The organism is Vibrio sp. 1CM24A (assembly GCF_023161725.1).
Classification (GTDB): Bacteria; Pseudomonadota; Gammaproteobacteria; order Enterobacterales; family Vibrionaceae; genus Vibrio; species Vibrio coralliirubri.
Genome location: NZ_JALNTS010000006.1, coordinates 280,558 through 304,497 on the forward strand (window position 1 = coordinate 280,558; position 23,940 = coordinate 304,497).

26 protein-coding genes are annotated in these 23,940 nt (G+C 44.1%); 18 read left to right on the forward strand and 8 right to left on the reverse strand.

The window, feature by feature from the left end:
• Nucleotides 1-89: 89 nt before the first annotated feature.
• The gene (locus MSG38_RS15095; protein WP_248402107.1) at nucleotides 90-812 is read left to right on the forward strand and encodes a tRNA (adenine(22)-N(1))-methyltransferase TrmK; all 723 of its coding nucleotides are present in this window, start codon (nucleotides 90-92) and stop codon (nucleotides 810-812) included.
• A 111-nt stretch (nucleotides 813-923) separates the two neighbouring features.
• Here the strand turns inward: MSG38_RS15095 and MSG38_RS15100 are convergent, their stop codons facing one another.
• Nucleotides 924-1,868 carry an acyltransferase gene (locus MSG38_RS15100; protein WP_248402108.1) on the reverse strand — a complete coding sequence of 315 codons (945 nt, stop codon included), beginning with the start codon at nucleotides 1,866-1,868 and terminating at the stop codon, nucleotides 924-926.
• Between the two features lie 342 nt (nucleotides 1,869-2,210).
• Between MSG38_RS15100 and MSG38_RS15105 the strand changes: the two genes are divergently transcribed.
• The 3 genes from MSG38_RS15105 (at nucleotide 2,211) to MSG38_RS15115 (ending at nucleotide 4,627) form a co-directional block, all read left to right on the forward strand.
• A complete protein-coding gene (locus MSG38_RS15105; protein ID WP_248402109.1) occupies nucleotides 2,211-3,014 on the forward strand; it encodes a ferredoxin--NADP reductase in 804 nt (267 codons plus the stop codon).
• Nucleotides 3,015-3,079: 65 nt separating this feature from the next.
• Nucleotides 3,080-3,412, forward strand: a complete 333-nt coding sequence (locus MSG38_RS15110) for a DUF1971 domain-containing protein (RefSeq protein WP_009845875.1) — start codon at nucleotides 3,080-3,082, stop codon at nucleotides 3,410-3,412.
• A gap of 222 nt (nucleotides 3,413-3,634) precedes the next feature.
• Entirely contained in the window at nucleotides 3,635-4,627 is a 993-nt protein-coding gene (locus MSG38_RS15115; RefSeq protein WP_248402110.1) for a 2-hydroxyacid dehydrogenase, read from the forward strand.
• A gap of 104 nt (nucleotides 4,628-4,731) precedes the next feature.
• Here the strand turns inward: MSG38_RS15115 and MSG38_RS15120 are convergent, their stop codons facing one another.
• The 3 genes from MSG38_RS15120 to MSG38_RS15130 form a co-directional block, all read right to left on the reverse strand.
• Nucleotides 4,732-5,604 carry a patatin family protein gene (locus MSG38_RS15120; protein ID WP_248402111.1) on the reverse strand — a complete coding sequence of 291 codons (873 nt, stop codon included), beginning with the start codon at nucleotides 5,602-5,604 and terminating at the stop codon, nucleotides 4,732-4,734.
• Between the two features lie 217 nt (nucleotides 5,605-5,821).
• Entirely contained in the window at nucleotides 5,822-7,273 is a 1,452-nt protein-coding gene (locus MSG38_RS15125) for a catalase (RefSeq protein WP_048609850.1), read from the reverse strand.
• A 288-nt stretch (nucleotides 7,274-7,561) separates the two neighbouring features.
• The gene (locus MSG38_RS15130; protein WP_248402112.1) at nucleotides 7,562-8,734 is read right to left on the reverse strand and encodes a glycerate kinase; all 1,173 of its coding nucleotides are present in this window, start codon (nucleotides 8,732-8,734) and stop codon (nucleotides 7,562-7,564) included.
• Nucleotides 8,735-9,161: 427 nt separating this feature from the next.
• Here MSG38_RS15130 and yiaK point away from each other — a divergent pair, with 427 nt between their 5' ends.
• The 13 genes from yiaK (at nucleotide 9,162) to MSG38_RS15195 (ending at nucleotide 20,557) form a co-directional block, all read left to right on the forward strand.
• Nucleotides 9,162-10,163: a 3-dehydro-L-gulonate 2-dehydrogenase gene (gene yiaK / locus MSG38_RS15135; protein ID WP_248402113.1), complete on the forward strand. Its 1,002-nt coding sequence runs from the start codon at nucleotides 9,162-9,164 to the stop codon at nucleotides 10,161-10,163.
• A 24-nt stretch (nucleotides 10,164-10,187) separates the two neighbouring features.
• The gene (locus tag MSG38_RS15140; protein ID WP_050651017.1) at nucleotides 10,188-10,676 is read left to right on the forward strand and encodes a TRAP transporter small permease; all 489 of its coding nucleotides are present in this window, start codon (nucleotides 10,188-10,190) and stop codon (nucleotides 10,674-10,676) included.
• A complete protein-coding gene (locus MSG38_RS15145; protein WP_017108910.1) occupies nucleotides 10,676-11,956 on the forward strand; it encodes a TRAP transporter large permease subunit in 1,281 nt (426 codons plus the stop codon). The genes MSG38_RS15140 and MSG38_RS15145 overlap by 1 nt, the downstream gene beginning before the upstream one ends.
• Before the next feature lie 21 nt (nucleotides 11,957-11,977).
• On the forward strand, nucleotides 11,978-12,952 hold the full coding sequence (locus tag MSG38_RS15150) for a DctP family TRAP transporter solute-binding subunit (protein ID WP_052879199.1): 975 nt from the start codon (nucleotides 11,978-11,980) through the stop codon (nucleotides 12,950-12,952).
• A 113-nt stretch (nucleotides 12,953-13,065) separates the two neighbouring features.
• Nucleotides 13,066-13,758 (forward strand): L-ribulose-5-phosphate 4-epimerase, encoded by a 693-nt coding sequence (locus MSG38_RS15155; protein ID WP_048610353.1) that lies wholly within the window; start codon nucleotides 13,066-13,068, stop codon nucleotides 13,756-13,758.
• Between the two features lie 10 nt (nucleotides 13,759-13,768).
• Complete coding sequence (locus tag MSG38_RS15160) at nucleotides 13,769-14,626, forward strand: Cof-type HAD-IIB family hydrolase (protein ID WP_248402114.1); 858 nt, start codon at nucleotides 13,769-13,771, stop codon at nucleotides 14,624-14,626.
• 44 nt (nucleotides 14,627-14,670) lie between these two features.
• A complete protein-coding gene (locus MSG38_RS15165) occupies nucleotides 14,671-15,159 on the forward strand; it encodes a YhcH/YjgK/YiaL family protein (protein ID WP_052879201.1) in 489 nt (162 codons plus the stop codon).
• Nucleotides 15,159-16,652 (forward strand): FGGY-family carbohydrate kinase, encoded by a 1,494-nt coding sequence (locus tag MSG38_RS15170; RefSeq protein WP_052879202.1) that lies wholly within the window; start codon nucleotides 15,159-15,161, stop codon nucleotides 16,650-16,652. Before MSG38_RS15165 ends, MSG38_RS15170 begins: the two co-directional genes overlap by 1 nt.
• On the forward strand, nucleotides 16,645-17,289 hold the full coding sequence (locus MSG38_RS15175) for a 3-keto-L-gulonate-6-phosphate decarboxylase UlaD (protein WP_052879203.1): 645 nt from the start codon (nucleotides 16,645-16,647) through the stop codon (nucleotides 17,287-17,289). Before MSG38_RS15170 ends, MSG38_RS15175 begins: the two co-directional genes overlap by 8 nt.
• Before the next feature lie 7 nt (nucleotides 17,290-17,296).
• On the forward strand, nucleotides 17,297-18,055 hold the full coding sequence (locus tag MSG38_RS15180) for an IclR family transcriptional regulator (RefSeq protein ID WP_017065667.1): 759 nt from the start codon (nucleotides 17,297-17,299) through the stop codon (nucleotides 18,053-18,055).
• A 9-nt stretch (nucleotides 18,056-18,064) separates the two neighbouring features.
• The gene (locus MSG38_RS15185) at nucleotides 18,065-18,934 is read left to right on the forward strand and encodes an L-ribulose-5-phosphate 3-epimerase (RefSeq protein ID WP_248402115.1); all 870 of its coding nucleotides are present in this window, start codon (nucleotides 18,065-18,067) and stop codon (nucleotides 18,932-18,934) included.
• Between the two features lie 10 nt (nucleotides 18,935-18,944).
• A complete protein-coding gene (locus MSG38_RS15190; protein ID WP_009845890.1) occupies nucleotides 18,945-19,268 on the forward strand; it encodes a hypothetical protein in 324 nt (107 codons plus the stop codon).
• A gap of 89 nt (nucleotides 19,269-19,357) precedes the next feature.
• A complete protein-coding gene (locus MSG38_RS15195; protein WP_248402116.1) occupies nucleotides 19,358-20,557 on the forward strand; it encodes an MFS transporter in 1,200 nt (399 codons plus the stop codon).
• A gap of 198 nt (nucleotides 20,558-20,755) precedes the next feature.
• Here the strand turns inward: MSG38_RS15195 and MSG38_RS15200 are convergent, their stop codons facing one another.
• The 3 genes from MSG38_RS15200 to MSG38_RS15210 all read right to left on the reverse strand — a co-directional run bounded on the left by MSG38_RS15200 (nucleotide 20,756) and on the right by MSG38_RS15210 (nucleotide 22,439).
• The gene (locus MSG38_RS15200) at nucleotides 20,756-20,893 is read right to left on the reverse strand and encodes a hypothetical protein (protein ID WP_248402117.1); all 138 of its coding nucleotides are present in this window, start codon (nucleotides 20,891-20,893) and stop codon (nucleotides 20,756-20,758) included.
• 238 nt (nucleotides 20,894-21,131) lie between these two features.
• Nucleotides 21,132-21,803 (reverse strand): ribulose-phosphate 3-epimerase, encoded by a 672-nt coding sequence (gene rpe / locus MSG38_RS15205; protein WP_248402118.1) that lies wholly within the window; start codon nucleotides 21,801-21,803, stop codon nucleotides 21,132-21,134.
• Between the two features lie 36 nt (nucleotides 21,804-21,839).
• Complete coding sequence (locus tag MSG38_RS15210; RefSeq protein ID WP_248402119.1) at nucleotides 21,840-22,439, reverse strand: beta-phosphoglucomutase family hydrolase; 600 nt, start codon at nucleotides 22,437-22,439, stop codon at nucleotides 21,840-21,842.
• Nucleotides 22,440-22,685: 246 nt separating this feature from the next.
• Here MSG38_RS15210 and MSG38_RS15215 point away from each other — a divergent pair, with 246 nt between their 5' ends.
• The gene (locus MSG38_RS15215) at nucleotides 22,686-22,895 is read left to right on the forward strand and encodes a hypothetical protein (protein ID WP_009845895.1); all 210 of its coding nucleotides are present in this window, start codon (nucleotides 22,686-22,688) and stop codon (nucleotides 22,893-22,895) included.
• Nucleotides 22,896-23,057: 162 nt separating this feature from the next.
• On the opposite strand, the gene MSG38_RS15220 is transcribed toward MSG38_RS15215, so the two are convergent.
• Entirely contained in the window at nucleotides 23,058-23,939 is an 882-nt protein-coding gene (locus MSG38_RS15220) for an L-ribulose-5-phosphate 3-epimerase (protein WP_248402120.1), read from the reverse strand.
• Nucleotide 23,940: the final 1 nt, after the last annotated feature.

Genomic DNA, 23,940 nt, shown 5'->3' on the forward strand with positions numbered 1-23,940 from the left:
TTCACACCCTAGGTGCTTTTGTTTTTCTAGAAAGTCATTACAATGCGCCTTCGATAAGACAACATCCCTTTTCTAACGACGCGAACCTTATGAAGCTAAGTAACCGACTGCAAACTCTCCACGCCCTTGTCAGCAATGACTACCAACATATTTGGGACTGTTGTTGTGATCATGGCTTTTTGGGTGTTCAACTGTTGTCGGATAATAAAGCGCCTCAGATTCACTTTGTCGATATTGTCCCGTCTTTGATGAGTGAGCTTGAAGGAAAGCTAGCGCGCTACTTTCCACAAAGTAATAAAGCCGAACAAACGGTTACCAGCCAATGGCAAGTCTACTGTATGGATGTCGCCGCTATCCCGCTTGAGAAACATACTGGCAAACACCTGGTGATTATTGCGGGCGTCGGTGGCGATCTCACTCAAAAGCTCGTCGATGATATTCACCGTCAACACCCAGACAAAGCGATCGATTTCTTGCTTTGCCCTGTGCATCAGCAATTCGAGCTAAGAACCCATTTAAAGGCGCTCAATTTTGGTCTTATTGATGAAGTGTTGATTGAAGAGAACCGTCGTTATTACGAGATTTTATTGGTGAGTAATAACCAAAGTGATGCTAAAAAGAACCAAACCATTAGCGAGATATCAAACGTCGGTGACAAGATCTGGGTACCAAGCTGTGATGAAAAAATGAAAGTATCACAGCAGTACAAAGCCAAAACATTGCAGCACTACTTGCGTATCCATCAAGGACAAGAGAAGCAAGGTAAGCCAAGTGAAGTGAAGCACATTATTGATGCATACCAAGCCATTTGACGGTAGTAAGCACTAACTTTATCGCTTACCTCTGACACCGCCGATTCTATAAAAAAGCCGACAGTTCAAATGAACTATCGGCTTTTTTGATGCTATCTGTTTGATTTGAGCTTACTGCTCTTGTTTCTTATGAACCGTATCAAGCCCATCAATCGTTTCAGTCTCAGAGGGCGTATCAACCCCATAAACCGTATCGAGATAGGCGTCTTTCTCTTTCCACGTGTTGTTCAACCAACTGTGGAAACGGCGCTTAAACGCTTTATCTTCAAAGTAATTACCGTTTACGTTCTCATCCATCGGATGCAGTTTAATACGCACTACGACCTTGGTCATTTTGCCTTTTAGCATATCCTCAAACGGAGAAGTCTGATTTTCCGGATAAGCCAGAGTGACATCAACAATGCCATCTAATATTGGCCCCATTGCCGATAGTGCAAATGCCACACCGCCGGTTTTAGGCTTGAGTAGATGTCGATAAGGTGTTTTCGCGGTCGCCAGTTTCTCATGATTGGCACGCGTCCCTTCAACGAAGTTAACCAAGGTTGTCGGCGCTAGCTTGAACTTAGTACACGCTTTGTTGATTGCATCGAAATCATCATTACGACGTTCTGGGTTACGCAGCAAAAACTCACGCGAGTGACGTCTCATGAAGGGCATATCTAGCCCCCAACATGCCAACCCAACAAAAGGGACATACAGCAGTTCATGCTTAAGGAAGAACTTAGTCATCGGCATCTTATCTTTCAAGGTAGAAGACAGAATAACAATATCTGCCCAGCTCAGATGGTTCGACATCATCAAATACCACTGTTTAGTCGAGATATCTTCCCCGCCTTCGACTTGCCACTCGATGTCATTGTTCACGTTCAACATCCAAAGGTTGAGCGAAGCCCAGCACCAAAATGTGAAGTTAGCTAAACGAGTACACGACTTCTGCACAACAGAGATTGGCAGAATCAGTTTGATGAGGCCAAAGAAGCTCACGGTAAACGCAGTCATTGCGGTATTGATGGTCACGAACAATACGTTCAAGGCCATACGAAGATTATCAAGCATAAAACACGGCTATATTGAGATCGAAAGCCGCCATTATACTCATCTGCAAAATATTCTCTTCAGTAATTGATTGAATACCCTAGGGGTCAAACCACTGTACTAATTTTGCTCGTATCCAAAGACTAATTCATCGTTCTTAATCAACAAAATCAGCATCAAAAAACACCAGCAGTGTCATTAAGACTCAAAGATAAATAAGTCCATTTGACACAATTTCAAATTATTTCCACCACAAAGCCAGTATTGATAAGCATTCTCATCATTGGCATGGTACATGCAACTCCAAAATGTAAATAGTTGAGTATCCTTAATGAGATAACTTCTCTACGTAAAGGTGATGATATGACAGATATTCCTCATGGTTTGGTAACCGGCAAAGTCTTAAACAAGACGGAATGGACAGAACAACTGTTCTCACTTCAAGTCAGTGCTCCTGTCTCTCCCTATCAGGCGGGTCAGTTCACGAAACTTGGCTTGCCTAACAGTGAGGATGAGTTCGTAAGGCGTGCCTATTCCATGGTAAACGCACCAGAGCACGAACAAGGTCATCAACATCTGGAGTTTTTGATTATTAAGGATCAGAACGGTCAGCTTTCACCTCAACTTCATGAGTTGAAGGTGGGCGATGACATCTTTGTCGGCAAAGACCCAAGTGGCTTTATGACCTTGGATGAGATCCCAGAGATCGCCGACGATCTATGGATGCTTTCGACCGGAACCGCGGTTGGGCCTTTTATCTCAATGCTCGAAAGCATGCAGATACAGCAGCAAAACGGCTCTGAATCTGAAAAAGTCGCCTCGTTCAAAAACCTTGTACTGGTTCATGCCGTAAGAACAGAACAAGACCTGACTTATCGAGACCGTATCACTCAGCTCGTTCATCACTTCCAAGGGAAACTACAATATGTGCCAATTATTTCTAGAGAATCAGTCACCGGAACTTTGCGCGGACGAATCCCAAGCTTGTTACTTGGAGGCGACCTTGAGCAAACCGCGTCTGTCGCTTTCAATCAAACCCGCAGTTTTTTCTACCTTTGCGGCAATCCGCAAATGGTTCGCGACACAAGCGAAGCACTAACCAGCTTGGGTTTCGAGAAGCACTTACGCCGAAAACCCGGCCAATTCAGCAGCGAGAACTACTGGTAAATAATAACCGCCACTCGTTAGACAGAAGCACAACTTTCAAAGAACAGTTAGAGAAGAGGTTTTATATGAGTCATTTACGTATTCCGTCACACTGGAAAATTCAACGTTCCACACCATTTTTCACTAAAGACAACATACCAGCGGCGCTTCTCAATCATCACAACACTGCTGAGGGTGTATTCGGCCAGATCTGCGTAATGGAAGGCACGGTCACCTTCTACGGTTTTGCCGATGCAGAAGCGACAGAACCAGAAAGTGTTATCACAATCGAAGCTGGGCAATTTGCCACAAGCCCGCCTCAATATTGGCATCGAGTAGAGCTTAGCGACGACGCACAATTCAACATTAACTTCTGGTCAGAGAAAGAGACCAAGAAGATGTTCAACACCCGAAAGTAAGATCCATTCAATATTGATGAACTTATAAGCAAGCTGCCTCGTACTGTGATTTTTTAATGTTCAAGAAGTGAAGAAAAAGACCAAATAACCATAGTAATTACAATGACTAATGGTGATAGACAAGAGAAAAAAACTCTAGCACACTGAACAGAGTTATTAGTTTTAACCCCTTATCAAATAAACATAATTGGGGTTTTCATTTTTTAGGTAAGAGAGGAAGCCATGCTCAACATTGCTTTTTTTAGCTCAAAATCATACGACGAAAAATCATTCAACCTAGCGAAAGGCAAACTCAACGCTGAGTTTCATTTCCATGATTTTCGCCTCACTACAACAACAGCAAAAATGGCGCACGACAACGAAGTCGTTTGTGCGTTTGTAAACGATGACCTATCGCGAGATGTGCTAGAGATTCTAGCAAAAGGCGGCACTAAGCTGATTGCGATGCGCTGCGCTGGCTTTGATAAAGTCGACTTAGACGCAGCCAAAGAGTTTGGTCTGCAAGTGGTTCGCGTTCCTGCTTATTCACCAGAATCGGTAGCAGAACACACGGTCGGCATGATGATGTGTTTGAACCGAAAACTGCACAAAGCATACCAACGCACTCGTGATGCGAACTTCTCTCTTGAGGGGTTAGTTGGCTTTAACTTCCACGGAAAAACAGTCGGTGTGATTGGCTCGGGTAAGATTGGCCTAGCGACCATGCGAATTCTGAAAGGTTTAGGCATGAACATCCTATGCTACGACCCATACCCAAACCCGTTAGCTGTTGAGTTAGGCGCTAAATACGTTGAACTCGACGAGCTTTACCAAGAGTCTGACGTGATTTCTCTGCACTGCCCAATGAGTAAAGAGAACTACCACCTGTTGGATGCAACGGCATTTGAGAAAATGAAAGATGGCGTGATGATCGTCAACACCAGCCGTGGTGAACTGCTTGATTCAACCGCAGCGATTGAAGCACTCAAACAAAGTAAAATCGGCGCGCTTGGCCTTGATGTTTACGACAACGAGAAAGAGTTGTTCTTCCAAGACAAATCTAACGATGTGATTGTCGATGACGTATTCCGTCGCCTATCCGCTTGTCACAACGTGCTGTTCACAGGTCACCAAGCTTTCTTGACCAAAGATGCGCTGTTCAACATCGCCAATACAACGCTCACCAGTGTCGATGCTTTCTTTGCTGACAACACCAGCGGCAACGAACTCGTTTAATAGCAGATTGAGTTAAAAACAAACTAGCTCTACAAATACAAAGCCACGCTATTCTGAAGTGAACAGCGTGGCTTTATCGTTTATTCAGTATTCTAAAACCGTTCCTAGACGCAGAAATGACAATCTTCGGTATCTAAACCATACACGCCTTTTCGAATCGCAAGGTGCTCTTCACCGGCTTTTACGCCCATCTCGTAACCTGCATTAAGAGTACTTTCATCCATAGTTAAACGCTTAACCGCGAAGGCTTCTGGCGGCGCTATCACTTTAATGGTCGCATCTTTGGGTGGGTTACGAATGAACTCCAGAGACTGATTATAGTTGTCGGCACGCACCGCCATCGATTCTGCAATGTTAGGGAATTTCTTTAATAGTTTCTTTAGCATCCATTGGTGCTTTTGAGGCTTCATTCGATAACTTAAAGGATGAGAAAGAATCACCGTAATGTTTCGTGCACCACGACGGTATGCTTCGCGAACCGGAATTGAATCCGCGACACCACCATCGGTATAACAGCCACCTGAAAAGCACGGTGTTTCGCGGTAAGCAATAGGTAACGCGGTGGTCGCTTCCACCACATTAGAAAGGTTTTCTGGCTTAATATGGTAGTAGTCTGCACTGCCCGTATCGACATTTGTGACAGCAGCGATGAGTGGGATACTTGAAAAAAGCTCACCACAATCAAGTGGATAACGTTGATTGGATTCGTTCCATAACCATTTCACGTCCACTAAGTTACCGCCTTTGGCAAAACGAGCAGGATTAAAGAAGGTCTTATCCGTCGCCATCGTGGTGATCACATCATAACTGCGTTTTGGTGCATGAGATAAGTAGCCAACCAGATTCGACACACCTGCAGATACGCCGATGGCAAAGTCATAAGGACGGAAATCGTCTTGCATAAAGGCGTCTAAAACTCCGGCAGCAAAAATGCCTCTCATTGCTCCACCTTCAACGATTAATGCGCTCTTATTCATCTCAAACTCTTCAACTTTATAAACTGATAGCTACAGAATAATCCGATCGCTCTTACAAAGATAATGGGATAGATTTATCAATTCGATAGGTAAAAACTATCAATGTGGATTGTTATATTTTTCAATAATTTAGGGTTGCTTAATAAACAGCGAGATCAAAAAAGGCCATCGAGTAATTCACTCAACGGCCTTTCAATTAACGAATCAAGATAATTGATTACGACTTAAATTCGCTCACGTCGATTTCAAGCAGTTTACCAATGCCTTCACCGTATGCAGGGTCGGCTTTGTAACAGTGTCTTAGGTGACGCAGTTGAATCTCTTTTGGTACGCCGCCTAGGTTACGAGCAGTGTTATCAAACAGAATCGCTTGCTTCTCTGGCGTCATTAGGCGGAACAAGTCACCCGGTTGCGAGAAGTAATCTTCATCTTCGCGGTGATCCCAGTGTGCTGCTGCGCCATCTAGGTTCAATGCTGGTTCAGCGAAATCTGGCTGCTCAGCCCATTGACCTTCGTTGTTTGGCTCATAACCTAATGTGCCACCGAAGTTACCATCGACACGCATCGCGCCATCACGGTGGTAGCTGTGTACTGGGCAACGAGGAGCGTTCACTGGAATATGCTGATGGTTAACACCCAAACGGTAACGTTGTGCATCACCGTAAGCAAACAGACGACCTTGTAGCATCTTGTCTGGCGAGAAGCTGATACCTGGAACCACATTCGCCGGGTTGAATGCCGACTGCTCAACTTCAGCGAAGAAGTTTTGTGGGTTACGGTTTAGCTCGAATTCACCCACTTCAATCAACGGGTAATCTGCATGAGGCCAGATCTTAGTCAAATCGAACGGGTTGTATGGAACCTTCGCTGCATCCGCTTCTGGCATCACTTGAACTTTCAACGTCCATTTCGGGAAGTCTTGATTATCGATACTGTCTAGCAAGTCACGTTGGTGGCTTTCGCGATCGTCACCGATCACTTGTGCCGCTTCTGCATCAGAAAGGTTCTTAATACCTTGCTGAGATTTGAAGTGGAATTTAACCCAGAAACGTTCGTTATCAGCGTTGATGAAGCTGAACGTGTGGCTACCAAAGCCGTGCATGTGACGGTAAGTCGCAGGGATACCACGGTCACTCATTACGATAGTAATTTGGTGCAGAGCTTCCGGAAGAGAAGTCCAGAAATCCCAGTTGTTTTTCGCGCTACGCATGTTAGTGCGTGGATCACGTTTCACCGCGTGGTTTAAGTCAGGGAACTTAAGAGGATCACGAAGGAAGAATACTGGCGTGTTGTTACCCACCATATCCCAGTTGCCTTCTTCAGTATAAAACTTCAATGCAAAGCCACGGATATCACGCTCAGCATCGGCAGCACCACGCTCACCCGCAACTGTTGTGAAACGTGCAAACAAGTCGGTTTTTTTACCTACTTCAGAGAACAATTTTGCCTTGGTGTATTTTGTGATGTCGTGTGTAACGGTAAATGTGCCGTAAGCACCTGAGCCTTTCGCGTGCATACGACGCTCTGGAATCACTTCACGATCAAAATGGGCCAATTTCTCCAAAAACCAAACGTCTTGAAGAAGTTGTGGACCACGTTTGCCCGCAGTTTGAACATTCTGGTTATGAGCAACAGGACAACCCGCAGCTGTAGTTAGTTTTTTACTCATCATCAATTCCTTATTACCTTTTAGGTGCAGCATCTTTGTTGCACCGCCACTTCTGTATGGTAGTTATTCATCACACAAAACCACGCAGTAACTAAGGATATAGAATAAGCTTGAATCAAAGTAAAATATAATCGTTTGTAATTATCGTTATCATGGACAAAACCTATCAATTTAATGATCTAAATCATAATCATTCAATATTGATAGTAATATTTACAACATAATAATCAACAAGTTACATGGCATTACAAGTTAATCCCACGATTGTTCGAGTCTTATCAAAACTCGCTATTTTTGCGATATTTTGTGACCTAACCGTAAAGTCGCTGCAATATTTCTTGCCGTTCTCGTCAAGTTGATATCAGCCTCTTGTAGTACTTTTTCTAAAGTTTGAGGTGATCTTACCGTCCCGAACAAGCTGCTCATTTCACCATACAAGGCTTCGACTTCTGTACCTAAAGAACCTGTAATCCCTATGGTCGGAATACCCTGTAAGCTCGCACGTTTAGCAATGCCGTAAGGTGTTTTTCCTTGCAGAGTTTGATTATCCATTTGCCCTTCACCGGTAATTACAAGATCTGCACCTTTCAATACTTCATCGGCTTGCAAAACATCAAGCACCATCTCAATACCCGGTTTAATCTGCATGTTAAACAACAATCCAAGCCCCATTGGAGCACCACCAGCCGCACCATAACCCGTGCGCTTGTGAACAGGGTCACCACCATGAGTACAACCTTGAGATTCAGCAACTTGAGCAAAATTCTCAAGCGCCTTATCAAGCAGTAAGACTTGTTCCGGTGTCGCCCCTTTTTGTGGGCCGAATATATGGCTGGCACCGTTATCACCACACAGCGGATTATCGACATCGCACGCCACAATTAACTCGATATCAGCACAGCGTAAATCTAGACCTGTAAGGTCAATAGATGCTAACTCCGCTAGCGCAGCACCACCTCGGTTAAGCTCTTGCTCTTTTTGATCTAGCAAACGACCACCTAAAGCTTGAACAATACCCGCACCACCATCATTAGTCGCACTGCCACCCAATCCAAGAATAATCGTTTGAGCCCCCTGCTCTATCGCTTCCAAAATCAATTGCCCAGTACCAAATGAAGAGGCAAGCAAAGGCTCTCGTTGCTCTGGTGTCAGTAAATCCAAACCAGATGCCGCAGCAATTTCAACCAGTGCCGTTTTGTTCGGGTTACTATCGGATGGCTCAAGCATCGCCCATTCAGCATTAACCAATGCGCCCAACGGCCCTTCCACTTGATGTGTTCGCTTCTGCCCCGCTAATCCTTGCAGTAACACATCCACAGTCCCTTCGCCGCCATCGGCCAAAGGCAAGGTCACGTATTCAGCGTCAGGGAAGATTTCACGAAAGCCCTTTTCAATGCACGCCGCCACCGATACAGCCGATAAAGATTCTTTAAACGAGTCTGGTGCAATAACAATTTTCATAGAAGTAAGCTCCAATACTTAACGAATATCGACCAAGAAATAATTCCAAAACAACAAAACCACTATATAGAAGACTGCTCAACGGTACGGATTTCCCTCTCTAAATTTGCCCCCTCGCTCAGATTTCAACGCCACTATTTTATATTCAGTAAAGTTACTGTTTGCTCGAATTCCATAATTTGACAAGTTTATTCCGCCAAAATTATCGAATTTCATTCGATTTAGTCTTAGAAACCAGATCCTGAACACGCTTTTTGTTTCGCATTACGGAATCATGAAATCTTTTTGTTTCACTTTTTAACCAGTTAACAGTTATTAGAGAAAAACTTAATAAGGAAATATTTCGCAACTTTGCTCACAGAATATTTTCGGAATAACAACAATAATTGATTCCGCATTATGGAATTTAACTTATCGGAGAGCACTGATGCCTTTAGTATCTACAGAGAAACTACAACAAGAATATGAACGAATCCTTTTGGCTAGAGACATGAAACCAGAGATGGCAAGCAAGCTTGCTGCAGGTTTTGTTGAAATGGCAAACGAAGGCACTTACTCACATGGCATCAACCGTTTTCCGGTATTCATTGACCAAGTAGATAAAGGTCAAATCAAATTAAATGCCGAGCCAGAATGCGTTAACAGCATGGGTGCATTAGAGCAGTGGGATTGCAACTACGGACCTGGCGTACTTAATGGTCTTATCTGTGCAGAACGAGCAATGGAATTAGCGCGTGACTACGGTATTGGCATGGTCGGCATGCGTAATTCGAACCACTGGATGCGCGGCGGAGCTTACGTATTAAAAATGGCTCGTGAAGGTTTCGCGGGGATTGCATCAACAAACTCAATCGCAGTAATGCCAGCATGGGGTGGTAAAGATCACCGTGTTGGTTCAAACCCTCTAATCATGGCAGTAGCTGGCGATCCACCTGTTGTTGTTGATTGCTCAATGACTCAATTCTCTTACGGCCAACTTCAAAATTTCGTCCTTGCTGACAAAGAACTGCCAGTCGTAGGTGGCTTCGATGACAACGGTGAACTAACCAAAGACCCACATGTACTTTGGGAAAATAAACGTCTACTTCCAATGGGCTTTTGGAAAGGTTCATCAATGGCAATCGTGCTAGACATGATGCTAACAGCCATTACTGGCGGCCACTCAGTACCCGCACTAACTGAAGATATGGGTGGTGAGTTTGGTGTGTCTCAATTCCTTATCGCTATCGATTTAAGCAAAACAATGGACCAAAGCACTTACGCACAAGAGATGAAGCGCATTCGTGACTACGTACTTGAATCAGAGCCAGCAGAAAGTGGCTCAGTAATGATTGCTGGTTCTGAAATTGAAAACTTCATCAAGAAACACGAAGCAGCTGGCGGCATTGAAATCAACGATGGGATTTGGGAACAAATTACGTCTCTGTAATTAGCCAAAGGTAGGGAAAGCGTTATGCAAAGTGTATTTAAGAGTATTTGGAAAAGTATCGATATCATCATGGCGGTCATTCTGACCTGTATGGTTGCGCTCGTGTTTACTAACGTAGTTTTACGTTATGGCTTTTCTTCTGGTCTTCGTCCCTCTGTAGAACTATCTCGCCTTGGTCTTGTATGGGTTGTCATGCTCGGTGCCGCCGTTGTGCTGCGCCGAGGTGAACACCTCGCTGTTGCGGAGTTTTCTGAACGACTCTTCCCAAAAGCAGTACCCGTATTAAGACGTATCTGCTGGGTAATAGTACTGATTTCTGTCGGCATGCTTTACGTCGGTTCATACCGTCAAATGATGTCTAACTGGTCAGATATTTCTCAGCTTACAGGGCTTCCTTCAGCATTATTTTACTTAGCCGGTGTGGTGTCAGGTTTGTTAATGGGCGTGATTGCCTTTATGCGAATCTTCAAGCCCGACTGGCAGCTAGATAGCTTAGATGAGGAGAAAGAATAATGACGTTAGCCATTTTCTTATCGGTATTGATTGTCTCAATCTTACTTGGTCTTCCTGTTGCGTTTGCACTGTTATTGTCTTCAATGGCGCTGATGCTTCACATGGACTTCTTTAGTGCAGACATTCTTGCGCAGTCTTTAATTAATGGTGTCGACAGCTTCACTCTGCTTGCCATTCCATTCTTCCTCATTGCGGGTGAAGTAATGGCATCAGGCGGTTTGTCGCAGCGTATTGTTCGCCTAGCAACCACTTACGTGGGACACCGTCAAGGTGGCTTAGGTTACGTTGCTATCATGACTTCGGTACTGCTTGCTGGCCTTTCTGGTTCAGCTGTAGCAGATGCAGCAGCCTTGGTCAGTATTCTTTACCCAATGATGAAAGCAGCGAAATACCCAGAAGCACCTTCAATGGGCTTACTTGCTTCAGGCGGTATCATCGCACCCGTTATTCCACCTTCGATCCCTCTGATCCTTGTAGGTGTTGCTGGCGGTATCTCGATCAAAAACCTATTCCTAGGCGGCATCGTTCCTGGCCTGTTAATGGGTATGACATTGATGTTTGTGTGGCGCTGGACAGTTCGCAAAGAAAACCTAGCGACATCAGAAAAAGCGACAAAAGCAGAAAAACGCGCAGCACTTAAAGATGGTGTATGGGCCTTGATGCTGCCGGTCATCATCATTGTTGGTATTCGCTTCGGCATCTTTACACCAACAGAAGCCGCGGTAGTAGCCGCAACTTACGCAATCTTCATCTCTACGTTTGTGTACAAAGAGCTCTCGATTAAGAAGTTCTACCACATCGTACTGAACGCTGGTCGTTCTACCGCAATGGTTATGTTCTTGGTGGGTTGTGCAATGGTTGCTGCGTGGCTAATTACAGTTGCTCAGCTTCCTCAACAACTCGCAGAAATGTTAGGTCCACTGGTGGATAGCCCACGCCTATTAATGGCAGTAATTATGTTGCTCGTACTTTGTGTCGGCATGGTTATGGACTTGAGCCCAACGATTCTAATCCTTGTACCCCTTTTAATGCCTGTCATCAAGATGGCTGGAATTGACCCAACGTACTTCGGCCTACTGTTCGTTATTAACTGTTCAATTGGCTTGATTACGCCTCCTGTAGGCACCGTACTAAACGTAGTGTGTGGTGTAGCGAGAGTACCAATGTCGACCGCAGTGAAAGGTGTATTGCCCTTCATCGCTGCTTACATGGCTCTGCTCACACTGTTTGTCATCTTCCCAAGCATTATCACTGTGCCAATGTCGTTTGTCATTGGTTAATCCTCGACGGAGAAAATAATAATGAAAACCCTACTAAAACTTACTCTACTCGCTTCGACTATCGCAATGAGCTCTAGCGCTTTTGCCGCTACGACTCTAAAACTGGCGCACGCTGCACCAGAGTCGGATTTACAACAAGACCTATCTTTGTTCTTTAAGAAAGAAGTTGAAGCTCGTTCAAATGGCGAAATCAAAGTAAACATCTACCCACAAGGTCAGTTGGGCAGTGATAAGCAGATGATCGATGGCTCACGTGCTGGCATCGTTGATTTAGCGATGGTTGGCTTGAACAACTACAACGGCCTAATGCCTGAATCAGCGGCCTTCACTCTGCCGTTCATGTTCCCAGATCGTCAAACAGCCTACAAAGTACTGGACGGCGAACCGGGTAAAGAAGTGTTAGCTAACTTTGAAAAATTCGGTCTTAAAGGTCTTGGGTTCCCTGAAAATGGTTACCGCAACATGACTAACAACGAAAAACCTATTCGTATTCCTTCTGATGTTGAAGGCCTACAAATGCGTGTGAATGGTTCTAAAGCTCTAAACGACATGTTCAACGAGCTAGGTGCTAACCCGCAACAACTTCCAGTATCAGAACTTTATACTGCACTTGAAACAGGCGTTGTTGACTCTCAAGACCACCCAATTTCTGTAACGCTGTCTTTCAAGTTTGATGAAGTACAAAAGTACCTAAGCCTTACACAACACGCTTACTCGCCACTGGTTCTTACTATGAACCTACGTAAGTTCGACAAGCTAACTGAGGAAGAGCAAAAAATCATCGAAGAGGTTTCTGCTGAAGCCGTGGCAATGCAGCGAGAGCTAAGCATCCAGAAAGAAGACAAGATGATTGCTCAGCTAGAAGCGAACGGTATGCAAGTAAACCGTGATGTTGATGGTGCAGCTTTCCAACAAGCAATTCAGCCTGTTTGGAGCGCATACATCGAGAAAAATGGCGATGTGATGATCAACAAGATCAAGCTAGCAGCTAAGTAACGCGATTGAGTGCGATTGCCTAGTCCTCTTTTTAGCTAAGGAATTTAGCTAGGCAATCCGCTCGTCATTCACTCAATACAACATGGGCAAACACAATGTCTCAAGAACAAAAAATATACCAAGAATTAAAAGAACGCGTGTTCGCAGCAAACTTGCAACTTCCTAAATATGGCTTAGTGACTTTCACTTGGGGCAATGTCTCTGAAATCGACCGCGAACGTGGCGTGATTGCAATCAAACCGTCAGGTGTTGAATACGATGTAATGACAGCAGATGACATCGTTGTTCTCGATTTAGAAGGCAACCGCATTGAAGGCAAGCTGAACCCATCAAGCGACACGGCTACGCACATTGAGCTTTACAAAGCCTTCCCAACCATTGGCGGCATCGTTCACACACACTCTCGTAACGCAACAATTTGGGCACAAGCCGGCCGAGACATTCCAGCGCTGGGCACAACACACGCCGATTACTTCTACGGTGATGTACCTTGTACTCGCCTGCTAACAAAAGCTGAGATTGAGTCGGATTATGAGAAAAACACAGGCTTAGTGATCATCGAAGAATTCAACCAACGAGACATCGACCCACAAGCAATGCCAGGCGTGATCATCGCGGGCCATGCGCCATTCACATGGGGCAAAGATGGTTCAGACGCAGTGCACAACGCGGTAGTAATGGAAGAGATTGCAGCCATGGCAACCGCTACTCGTGCTATTAGTCCAGAAGTAGCCATTCAGCCAGAGCTACTAGACAAGCACTACAACCGTAAGCACGGTAAGAACTCATACTACGGACAGAAGTAAGGCCTCGCACATGCATAAGTCATCACCGCATAAGTCCTATAAACATAAATTGGATAAGCACAAGCTATTGGCATTAGATCTCGATGGTACCGTTCTCAACTCACAGCACACTATTAGCCAAGAGTTAATCGAGACGATCAAACAGGTCGCTCAGCACACTCATGTCGTTATCGTTACGGGGCGTCATCATGTCGCGGCTAAACCTTATTACGATCAGCTTGGTTTATCGACTCCAATAATTTGTTGCAACGGCACTTACATCTTTGATTACGAGAACGATACGGTCATTCAAGAAAACGCCATCGACAAAGAAATTGCTGCTGAGTTTATCACCCTATCTCAAGCTCATGATCTGAAGATGGTGATGTATGTGCGTGATGCCATGCTCTATTCAAGAGCTCGTCCAATTGAATACATGGAAGCCCTGTTGACGTGGTCTCAAACCTTTCCGGAAAGCCAACGCCCCAATATTCAAAAAGTCGACGATTTCCAGCATGAGGCTCAAAGCTCTGACTATGTGTGGAAATTTGTTGTGGAAGGCGAAGTAAACACGTTTGCCGAGGTTCCTTTCGTAAAAGAGAACTTCAATGGCGAACGGTCTTGGATTGACCGGGTCGATTTCGCCGCAACGGGAAACAGCAAAGGTAATGCGTTGACTCGCTACATCGAACCTCTAGGGATCAATCTAGATGAGTGCATCGCCGTAGGAGACAACCATAACGATATCTCAATGCTTAAGGTCGTTGGGCTCGGCGTCGCGATGCAAAATGCCGACGACACGGTAAAGGGTACTGCGAACCTGATCACACAAAAAAATAACGATGATGAGACAGGGCTCGCTGAACTCTTACACCGCTTATTTACCTAACCCTGCTCGTTTCTTGATAGCCGTTTATTTTATAAGAGAATTTTATGTTAGTCGGAAATACTCAACTTACTCAAATCAGTAAATCGTATCCTGTCGTTATTCAAAACGTGCTTGAGTACTTGAACAGCATCGACAAAGAACAACTCGCTCTAGGTCGCCATGAACTGCCAGGTTTTGATTCAAAACAGGCATGGTTTGTTGTACTGGAATATGACAAAGAGCCGCTAGGTAACTTCCAACCTGAAGTCCATAAATACCATTCTGACCTGCAGATCATTCTGGAAGGTTCTGAGGTGATGGCTTGGGCAATCGATACAGGCGAACACAGCAACGCACAGCCTTATAACCAAGAACGTGATCTTCAATTCTACGAATATCCGGGAATTGAACTGAGCTTCATCCATGCAAAACGCAATCAATTTTATTTGTTCACGCCAAATATCGTGCACATCACCAATATTGAAAATGATGACAACCAACCAGTAAGAAAACTGGTGGTGAAGATTCACAACGATTTACTGGAAGCCAAATAATGAATTACTACATTGGAATTGATTCTGGCGGCACTTTTATGAAAGCCGCGTTGTTTAACGCAAAAGGTGAGCAACAAGGCCTTGCCCGCGTATCGGCGAGCGTCATTAACGAGAAGCAAGGCTGGGTAGAACGCGATCTTGATGCCTTATGGGAAAACGCGGTCGACGTCATTAAACAGCTTCTAGATACCACAAAAGTCGATCCATTAGACATCAAAGGCTTAAGTATTTCAGCCCAAGGCAAAGGCGTTTATCTGCTTGATAAAACGGGACAAAACCTTGGTCATGGTATTATGTCTTCAGACTCGCGTTCGCTACCTATTGTTAAAGCGTGGCTCGAACAAGGCAAAGCACAAGAGATCTACCCAACCACACTGCAAACACTTTGGACAGGTCACCCGGTTTCTATCATTCGTTGGATCAAAGACAACGATGCAGAACGCTATAACAACATTGGCGCAGTGATGATGTCTCACGACTATCTTCGCTATCGTCTAACGGGCGAAGTGGCCGCGGAACTGACGAATATTTCAGAAAGTAACTTTTTCAACTCGATCACTGGTGAGTATGACAAAGCCCTTCTAAAAACATTTGCTATCGAAGAAATTTGGGATGCGCTCCCTCCAGTAGTGAAACCTCAGCAACAAGCAGGGAAAATCACAGCGGCAGTCGCGAAAGAGACAGGTCTTGCACTTGGAACACCAGTATTTGGCGGGTTGTTTGATGTGGTATCAACCGCGATCTGTTCTGGAATCAACTCTTCTGAAGACACTCTGAATTACGTAATGGGTACTTGGGCGGTCACGTCTGGCATCTCAAAGCAAGTAACTCAAGAAGCGCACAACTTTGTCTATGGCCATTACGCTGTCGACGGTGAATACATCATTCATGAAGCGAGCCCTACCTCTGCGGGCAATTACGAATGGTTCGCCGATTACCTTGGTGACAATGGTCAACTTGACCACCAGCAAAACCAAGCATTAGTTGAAGCATTAGACACGGCATCAAGCAGCCTCTATTTCGTGCCATTTCTTTACGGTTCTAACCAAGGTCTCGGCTTGAAGTCAGGCTTCTACGGGCTGCAATCGCACCATACAAAAGGTCACCTGATTCAAGCGATTTGGGAAGGTATTTTGTTCTGTCACAACATACATCTTGAACGTATGCGCCAGCGTTTTCCGAAAGCAAACGTATTGAAAGTGACCGGCGGACCTGCGTCTAGTCCTGTATGGATGCAAATGCTGGCTGACCTAACCGGTATGACGGTTGAAATATCAGACGTTGATGAAACGGGCTCATTAGGCGCAGCCATGATGGCGATGGTGGGAGCAGGCGAATTCACATCACTAGAAGAATGCACGCAAGCCATTACCAATTCTACATCACGTGTTGAACCAAATCCTGAACATTACGACCTATACCAAACAAAATATAAGCACTATCAAAGACTGGTGCAGTTGTTCAAACAATTTGAGGATGAAATGAATGTCTAAGCCCTTATTACAAATGGCACTTGATGCCACTGATATCGACACTGCATTAGCCTCAATAGAGCATGTTGCAGATAAGTTAGATGTGATTGAAATCGGGACGATTTTAGCCTTCGCTCATGGCGTAGACAGCGTAAGAATCCTACGAGAAAAATACCCAAATCACATCATTGTCTGTGACATGAAAATCACCGATGCCAGCGCCATTTTAACGCGTCTGGCGATGGATGCCGGCGCTAACTGGGTAACAGTAAGTGCAGCAGCACACATCGAAACTATTCGTTCAGCGAAGAAAGTAACGGATGAATTCGACGGCGAAGTGCAAATTGAGCTGTATGGACACTGGACAATGGAAGATGCGCAAGCTTGGGTCGACATGGGCATTAAACAAGCAATTTATCACCGTTCTCGTGATGCGGAACTTGCTGGTGTGAGCTGGACCGAAGAAGATTTGATAAAAATGCAGAAATTATCGGATATTGGAATTGAACTATCCATTACTGGTGGTATTGTTCCTGACGATCTGCATTTGTTTAAGAATCTGTCTGCAAAATCGTTTATTGCTGGCCGAGCGTTAGCTGGTAGCAATGGACGTGACATCGCAGAAAACTTCCATACTGAAATAGGTAAACACTGGTAGCACATATATGAGTGAGCAAATTAAATCGTTGTCTAAAGCACTGACCGTATTGGAATTCCTTGGGAATTATCCTAATGGCGTTTCGCTACAAAAAGTGTCTGAAGGGACTGGCTTCAACAAGTCATCTGTCCACCGTATTTTAGCAACGTTTGAAGCCTCTGGTTATGTTGCTCAAATGTGTTCAGGTAAAGAATATCGCTTAACAATGAAGTTGGTTCAGCTTGGACACGCTGCTATCAACTCTGATGTCACCGGCACCGTTAAGCCATACCTATCTGAGCTACTCGACGATGTGAATGAAACGGTTAACTTCCTCTCTTTTGATGCTGACAACATCATTTTTAAAGACAAGTTTGAACCCGTTAATTCTTCCTTTAGAACTCGAACCTACGTAGGGCTGCATTCTCCAATGTACTGCTCAGCGGCAGGAAAATGTTACTTAGCATTTAGCTCTGACAGCGTTCGAGAAACCTATTGGAAACGCAATGTCAGCACAATGAAGCCGTTAACTGAAAACACGATTCTCGACAAGTCTCAGTTTTTTGGTGTTCTCGATAAAATTAAGAGCCGTGGTTATGCGCTCGATGATGAAGAGAACGAAGCGGGTATTTCTTGTGTTGCTGTCCCTATTTTTGACAAGAACAATTCTCCTGTATACGCGGTTAGCGTCTCTTCGCTTACGCCAAAAATGAAAGCTCTCGGCTACGAAGAAATTGCTAGCAGAATTCAAGACATAACAACGCGTATAGAACAACAACTCTTTTAAGGAAAAAGAATGTTTGATTCTAAAAACAAATTCAGATTAGGTATTTACGAAAAAGCGATGCCAACCACCCTTTCATGGGAAGAGCGTTTGATTCACGCCAAAGAAGCTGGCTTCGACTTTGTAGAAATTTCAGTGGATGAAACCGATGAGCGCCGCGCTCGTTTAGATTGGTCAGACGAAGAAATTTATGAGCTTCGTCGTCTATGTGAAAAGCACCAAATGCCTTTCCAATCCATGTGCCTAAGCGCACACCGTAAGTTTCCGTTTGGCTCAATGGATGATGCTATTCGCACTGAATCGCTGATTATCATGGAAAAAGCGATTTCATTGGCTTACAAGCTTGGTATTCGCTGTATTCAAATGGCGGGCTACGATGTGTATTACGAGCCGCAATCGGCTGAAACTCACGCTCGCTTCATTGAAGGCATGCAACAAGCCACCAAAATGGCAGAACGTGCAGGCATCATGTTAGGTGTGGAGATCATGGATACCCCGTACCTTAACTCTCTGAGCAAGTTTGAAGTACTTAAGCGTGAAATCCCATCACCTTACTTCATGGCTTACCCAGACGTAGGCAATATTTCTGGTTGGAACTACGACGTGTGTACCGAGCTAAAATTGAGCCGCGATCACCTAGTACAAGTCCACCTTAAAGACACGTTACGAGTTTCAGAGACCTGTAAAGGTCAGTTCAGAGATCTGGTGATTGGTGAAGGCCAAGTCGACTTCCCTGCTATTTTCAAAACACTCGCTGAAATTGATTACAGCGCGCCATTAGTGATTGAAATGTGGGCTCAAAATGACAACTGGTTCGAAGATATCAAACAAGCGAAAGCAACATTGAAATCTATCGCAAACCAAGCTGGCTTTGAACTGTAAGGAAACGACCATGACAATTTTTCGCACCGCTTTTTTTGAAGCCGATTTAACTGAAGAACAAAAGCAAGACTTCTACCAATACATGGAAAACGAAGTCGCGCCTATTATTCGCACATTTCCGAATAACCAAGGGCTAACGCTGAACAAGCCTGAAGCGATTGAAGCTGAGAGCCATAAAAACCTACTGCTGATGATGCAGCACAGCTACGAGAACGAGTCAGCAATGGCTGCTGCTTTAGATTCTGAGCAACGAATCAAAAGTATGCATGCGACCAAAGTGATTATTGAGAAGTACAACATTCATGTTCATCACATCAATTTTGTTCGTGATTAACAGCTTAATAGGCAATACACCGTAAAGTCTCAATCGAAAAGCAGAAGATCATCTTCTGCTTTTTTTATCGCTATCAATAAGGAATCACGATGAGAGTATTCCCGTTAAAAGATGCCCCACTGGTCTTACTGTCTCTGATCTTTTTTATCTGGGGTTTAATTACCGTTTCAAGTAACTCGCTAATTCCACATTACAAAGAAGCTTTCTCTCTCGATTATAAAATGGCGATGCTATTTCCCATGGCCTTTTTTATAACGCGAATAACAGTGTCGCTTCCAACGTCATTTGTCATGGCAAAAATTGGCTATAGAACTACGCTAAAGTTCTGCTTGATATGGTGCCTTCTGGGCTGTCTAGCCATGGCATATTTAGTACGAGGAGAAGAGCTTGTTCCAACACTCATTGGGATCTTATTGATGGCCTCAGGTGTGTCGGCAATTCAAGTAGTGAGTTCACCTTACGTATCACTTCTCTCGACACCCGATAAGAGTGTTATACGTCAAAGTGTGGCAACGGCATCGAACTCTGTTGGCACTGTGCTTGGCCCGCTAGTGCTTACCGCAGTCATTCTTGTGGCAGCAAGTTTTAACGTCGACAACACCGCCCATCAAGTTTCATTTCTGTTCTTACTCATCGCCCTGTTCTTTTCCGGCTTACTGGTATTTTTTAGCAAAATGACGCTTCCAGATATCAAACCAAAACAGATGACTGGCTTTTGGCGAGGGTTAAGGCTTCTAATTAAAAATCAGCAGTTTATGAAGTTAGCGTTGGTACTGTTGCTGTACATCGGTGTAGAGGTCAGTTTTGGTACTTTTACTATTGCGTATCTTGCCGACCAGCAATATGGCGACCTTGGTTTGGTACTCGCAACACAGATCATCGCTCTTTATTGGGTATTAATGTTTGTTGGAAGAGTGTTATTCGCCAAGTTTGGAAGCACTATAAACAAGCACTATCTCTTCTCACTGTCTTGCGTTATTGCCGCTTTGATTAGTGCCGTTGCGGTCTATCAAAGTTATGTTTGGATTGGCTATTTGATGCTTGTCGTAGGATTATGTAATTCTGCGCTCTACCCTATCATTTACGCACAAGCTCTACATGCATCTGGTAAGCAAAACTCACAAGGGGCAGCAATTCTCATTATGTGTTCAATTGGAGGGGTTGTTTTACCATTCGTACAGGCGAGTTTGATTGATGAGCTTTCGCTGAGTACGAGTTATATTGCACCCGCATTAGCGTATGTATTAATGATAGTTTTGTACTGGTCTAGTCTAAAGCATCGTGTTTAAACCGTTGGTTTAGATAAGTCACTTGATTAAGTAAGTAATTCAATGACTAAAAGTTTGGCGTGACTGACCTAGAAGGTAGAGAAAGAGGAGTGGGAGAAATAAAGATAAGGAAATTAATTTGATGCTTCTGGCATTAGTTTGAATCAGTGAGTGGCTAATCACCACCACTGATCACACTTAATACGGGTTATTAAAAAATTAAACCCAAGCAGAAGCAACAAGTAGGATAATTGCACCCATGATAACGGTAGACTTAGCAAAAAATAGAACTTCATTCATTAATGAAGGTTTTGCTAGTGATACGTTGTTTTCATTCGTGATTACTGTAGCGTTCATACTGTGTTCTCATCGTTATGTGATCTGAGGTCAATTTTGCGCCGTTATGTGACCAAAGTCAACAATAACTGTAGTTTTATTACACAATGAAAAAGCTATAACTGAAGAGAACTCCAACAACGCAACCTCCCTTATTCCATGTTTTTATTCATTAAATCAACATCTATTAGATACAAAAAAAGCTCGAAGCCTGATCTACAGAATACTTCGAGCCTTTATACAGCAGTCGATACACTACTTAATTCAATTGAGCCAGCTCCGCTCGCATTGAATCGATAGCTTGCTGATAATCTTCACTATCAAAAATAGCAGAGCCCGCAACGAACATATCGGCACCCGCTTCAGCAATCTCTTTTATGTTGTTAACTTTCACACCACCGTCGACTTCTAAACGAATATTTCGGCCTGATTCATTAATGCGCGATCTGATTGACCGCAGCTTATCGAGCGTGGCAGGGATAAAAGATTGACCACCGAAACCTGGGTTAACCGACATAACCAATATCAGGTCAACTTTATCCATGATGTAGTCAAGGTAACTCAATGGCGTTGCAGGGTTTAGTACCACACCAGCTTGGCAACCGTGCTCTTTGATTAGCTGCAAAGTACGATCGATGTGCTCTGATGCTTCGACATGAAAAGTAATCATAGTCGCACCCGCTTCAGCAAATTGAGGCACCAGTTGATCAACAGGCTTTGCCATTAAGTGCACGTCAATCGGCGCTGTAATTCCAAAATCTCGTAGTGCTTTTAATACTGGCGCACCAAAAGTCAGGTTGGGTACATAGTGGTTATCCATAACATCAAAATGAATAACATCAGACCCAGCCGCGAGAACGCGTTCTACGTCCTCACCAAGGCGAGCCAAATCAGCAGAAAGAATCGAAGGTGCGATAAGATATTGTTTCATTGTTTTCCTAGTTATTTTTGTATCGTTAAATTCTGTTTAGCTAGCTGGAACAAACTGGGTTATGCGCCCATCCTCGACCATATAACAATCCATACCTGCAGCCGTTGCAGCGTGTTGCCCAATGATCGTATCTTCAAATACCACACAATCCGTCGGATCAAGTTCTAGCTGCCTTGCGACTTTCAAGAAAGTATCTGGGTTAGGTTTATGATTTTCTACGTCATCCGAAGTCACTATTGTGCGTATCATTGAAGGGATGTCCGTCGTCTTGAGAATCGCCCTCGCATGCTTTGCCTGCGCACCAGTGCCAATTCCAATTTTTTTCAATTGATACTGTTGCTGCAAGAGCGCATAAGTTTCAGGGATAACATCGCCTTTGTGCTCAATGGCTTCGAAGTTGGCGATTTTATCCGAGGTGATTTCCTGGGCATCCAATGTTAGGTCGTAACGCTTTAGGATCTCTTGCGTGACTTTTCTCGATGGCATTCCACCAAGTTGATCTAACCATTCTTTGTCGTAGGGAATGCCGAACTTCTCACAAGTTTGTTGCCATGCATGAGCGTGTGCCACCATAGAATTGACCAGAGTCCCATCGAGATCAAAAATAATTCCTTTATATTTATCTAACTTTGGCATCGTCAATCTCTCATATTGTTTTGAGACTCATACTACTAATCACCATACATAAAACCTATTCATGATCGTCTTAATATGATCTTATTCAACAATCCGACAATTAGACGAATTGATGCAATAAAAGCCGTTGTTTTACTATTGAAATCATATTTTGAGCACATCTCACCCATTTTTACTTAAACCAAGTAGAGTTGCATAAATTGAAGATGATATAGTCCACGAAAATCAAAAACCTTGGACACGACCATGCATTCTAGCGACATCATCAAATTGGCAAATTTAGGCGTTAATATCGAAATTTCAAAAGACTCTTCATTGCATCCTTCTGATGCGTTGGAAGTGGTAAAGATTGTTGCTGAAATCGGTAGCCAAATCGTCATCAAGAAAAAATACCACACGGACTACCTGATTCAGATGGCTGAAGTGGGCCGTGATCATGTGACTATCGCAGTTTAAGAACCGCCACTATTTCGAAATTGACATAACCTCAGCTTCAACAGTTTAGAGCGACATGTTGATATAAAAATGCAGCATATTGGGGGCAATATGCTGCATTTTCTCTTTTCGTTAGGAGCATGAAGAACGCAAAGAGAAACTGGTTAATCATTCTAGGTAGAGTTAGTGGTCAAACAATCTCGGAACACCCGTTTGCACACAAACATCATTCAAACGTTTTTGTGCCGTGAGAATGTTCTCTTTCCAGCGTTCATCTTGAGCCCACATCTCGATCACGAGTGGTACAACGCACTCAGTCTCTTTCAACGTTTCAAAAATAGCATTGAAGTCAACTTCGCCATCACCAATCACTAAGTCTCGGAATTGCCCTTTGTACTCGTCAGTCACTTTATAAGTGTCTTTGAGGTGGATCTGAGTGATATGAGGCTTACTCAGTTTTAGCTCAGTCACTATGTCGTAATTCCAACCAGAGATATTGCCCACATCCGGATACGCCGTGAAATACGGTGAATTGATTTCGCGACTCAGCACTTCGAACTTACTCAAAGAGTTCAAGTAATCGGTATCCATGATTTCCACAGCGAGCATTACCCCTGATCTTTCCGCCAACTGCGCCGAAAGCTTCATGCCTTCAATGAACCTCTGGTGAGTCACTTTATCAGCAGGCTCGTAGTAAACGTCATAGCCAGCCAGTTGGATGGTACGAATACCCAACTTATAAGCCAACGAGATCGCTTTCTCCATATGGATAACCGCTTGTTCACGAATCGCCGGATCTGCTGAACCGAATGGGAACTTACGATGCGCGCTTAAACACATGGACTGCAACGGTACACCGTGCTTTTCACAAAGACGACGCAAGGCATACACTTCTTCGTCATTCCAATCTAATCGGCTGCGACGCTCGTCTGATTCGTCTACCGATATCTCAAGAAAATCAAAGCCGAGTTCTTTGGTTTGCTTAAGTTTATCTTCCCAGCTGAGTTCGTTAGGTAGGGCCTTTTCATAAAGCCCTACACGGTGGCGTAACAGGTTTTGATACATA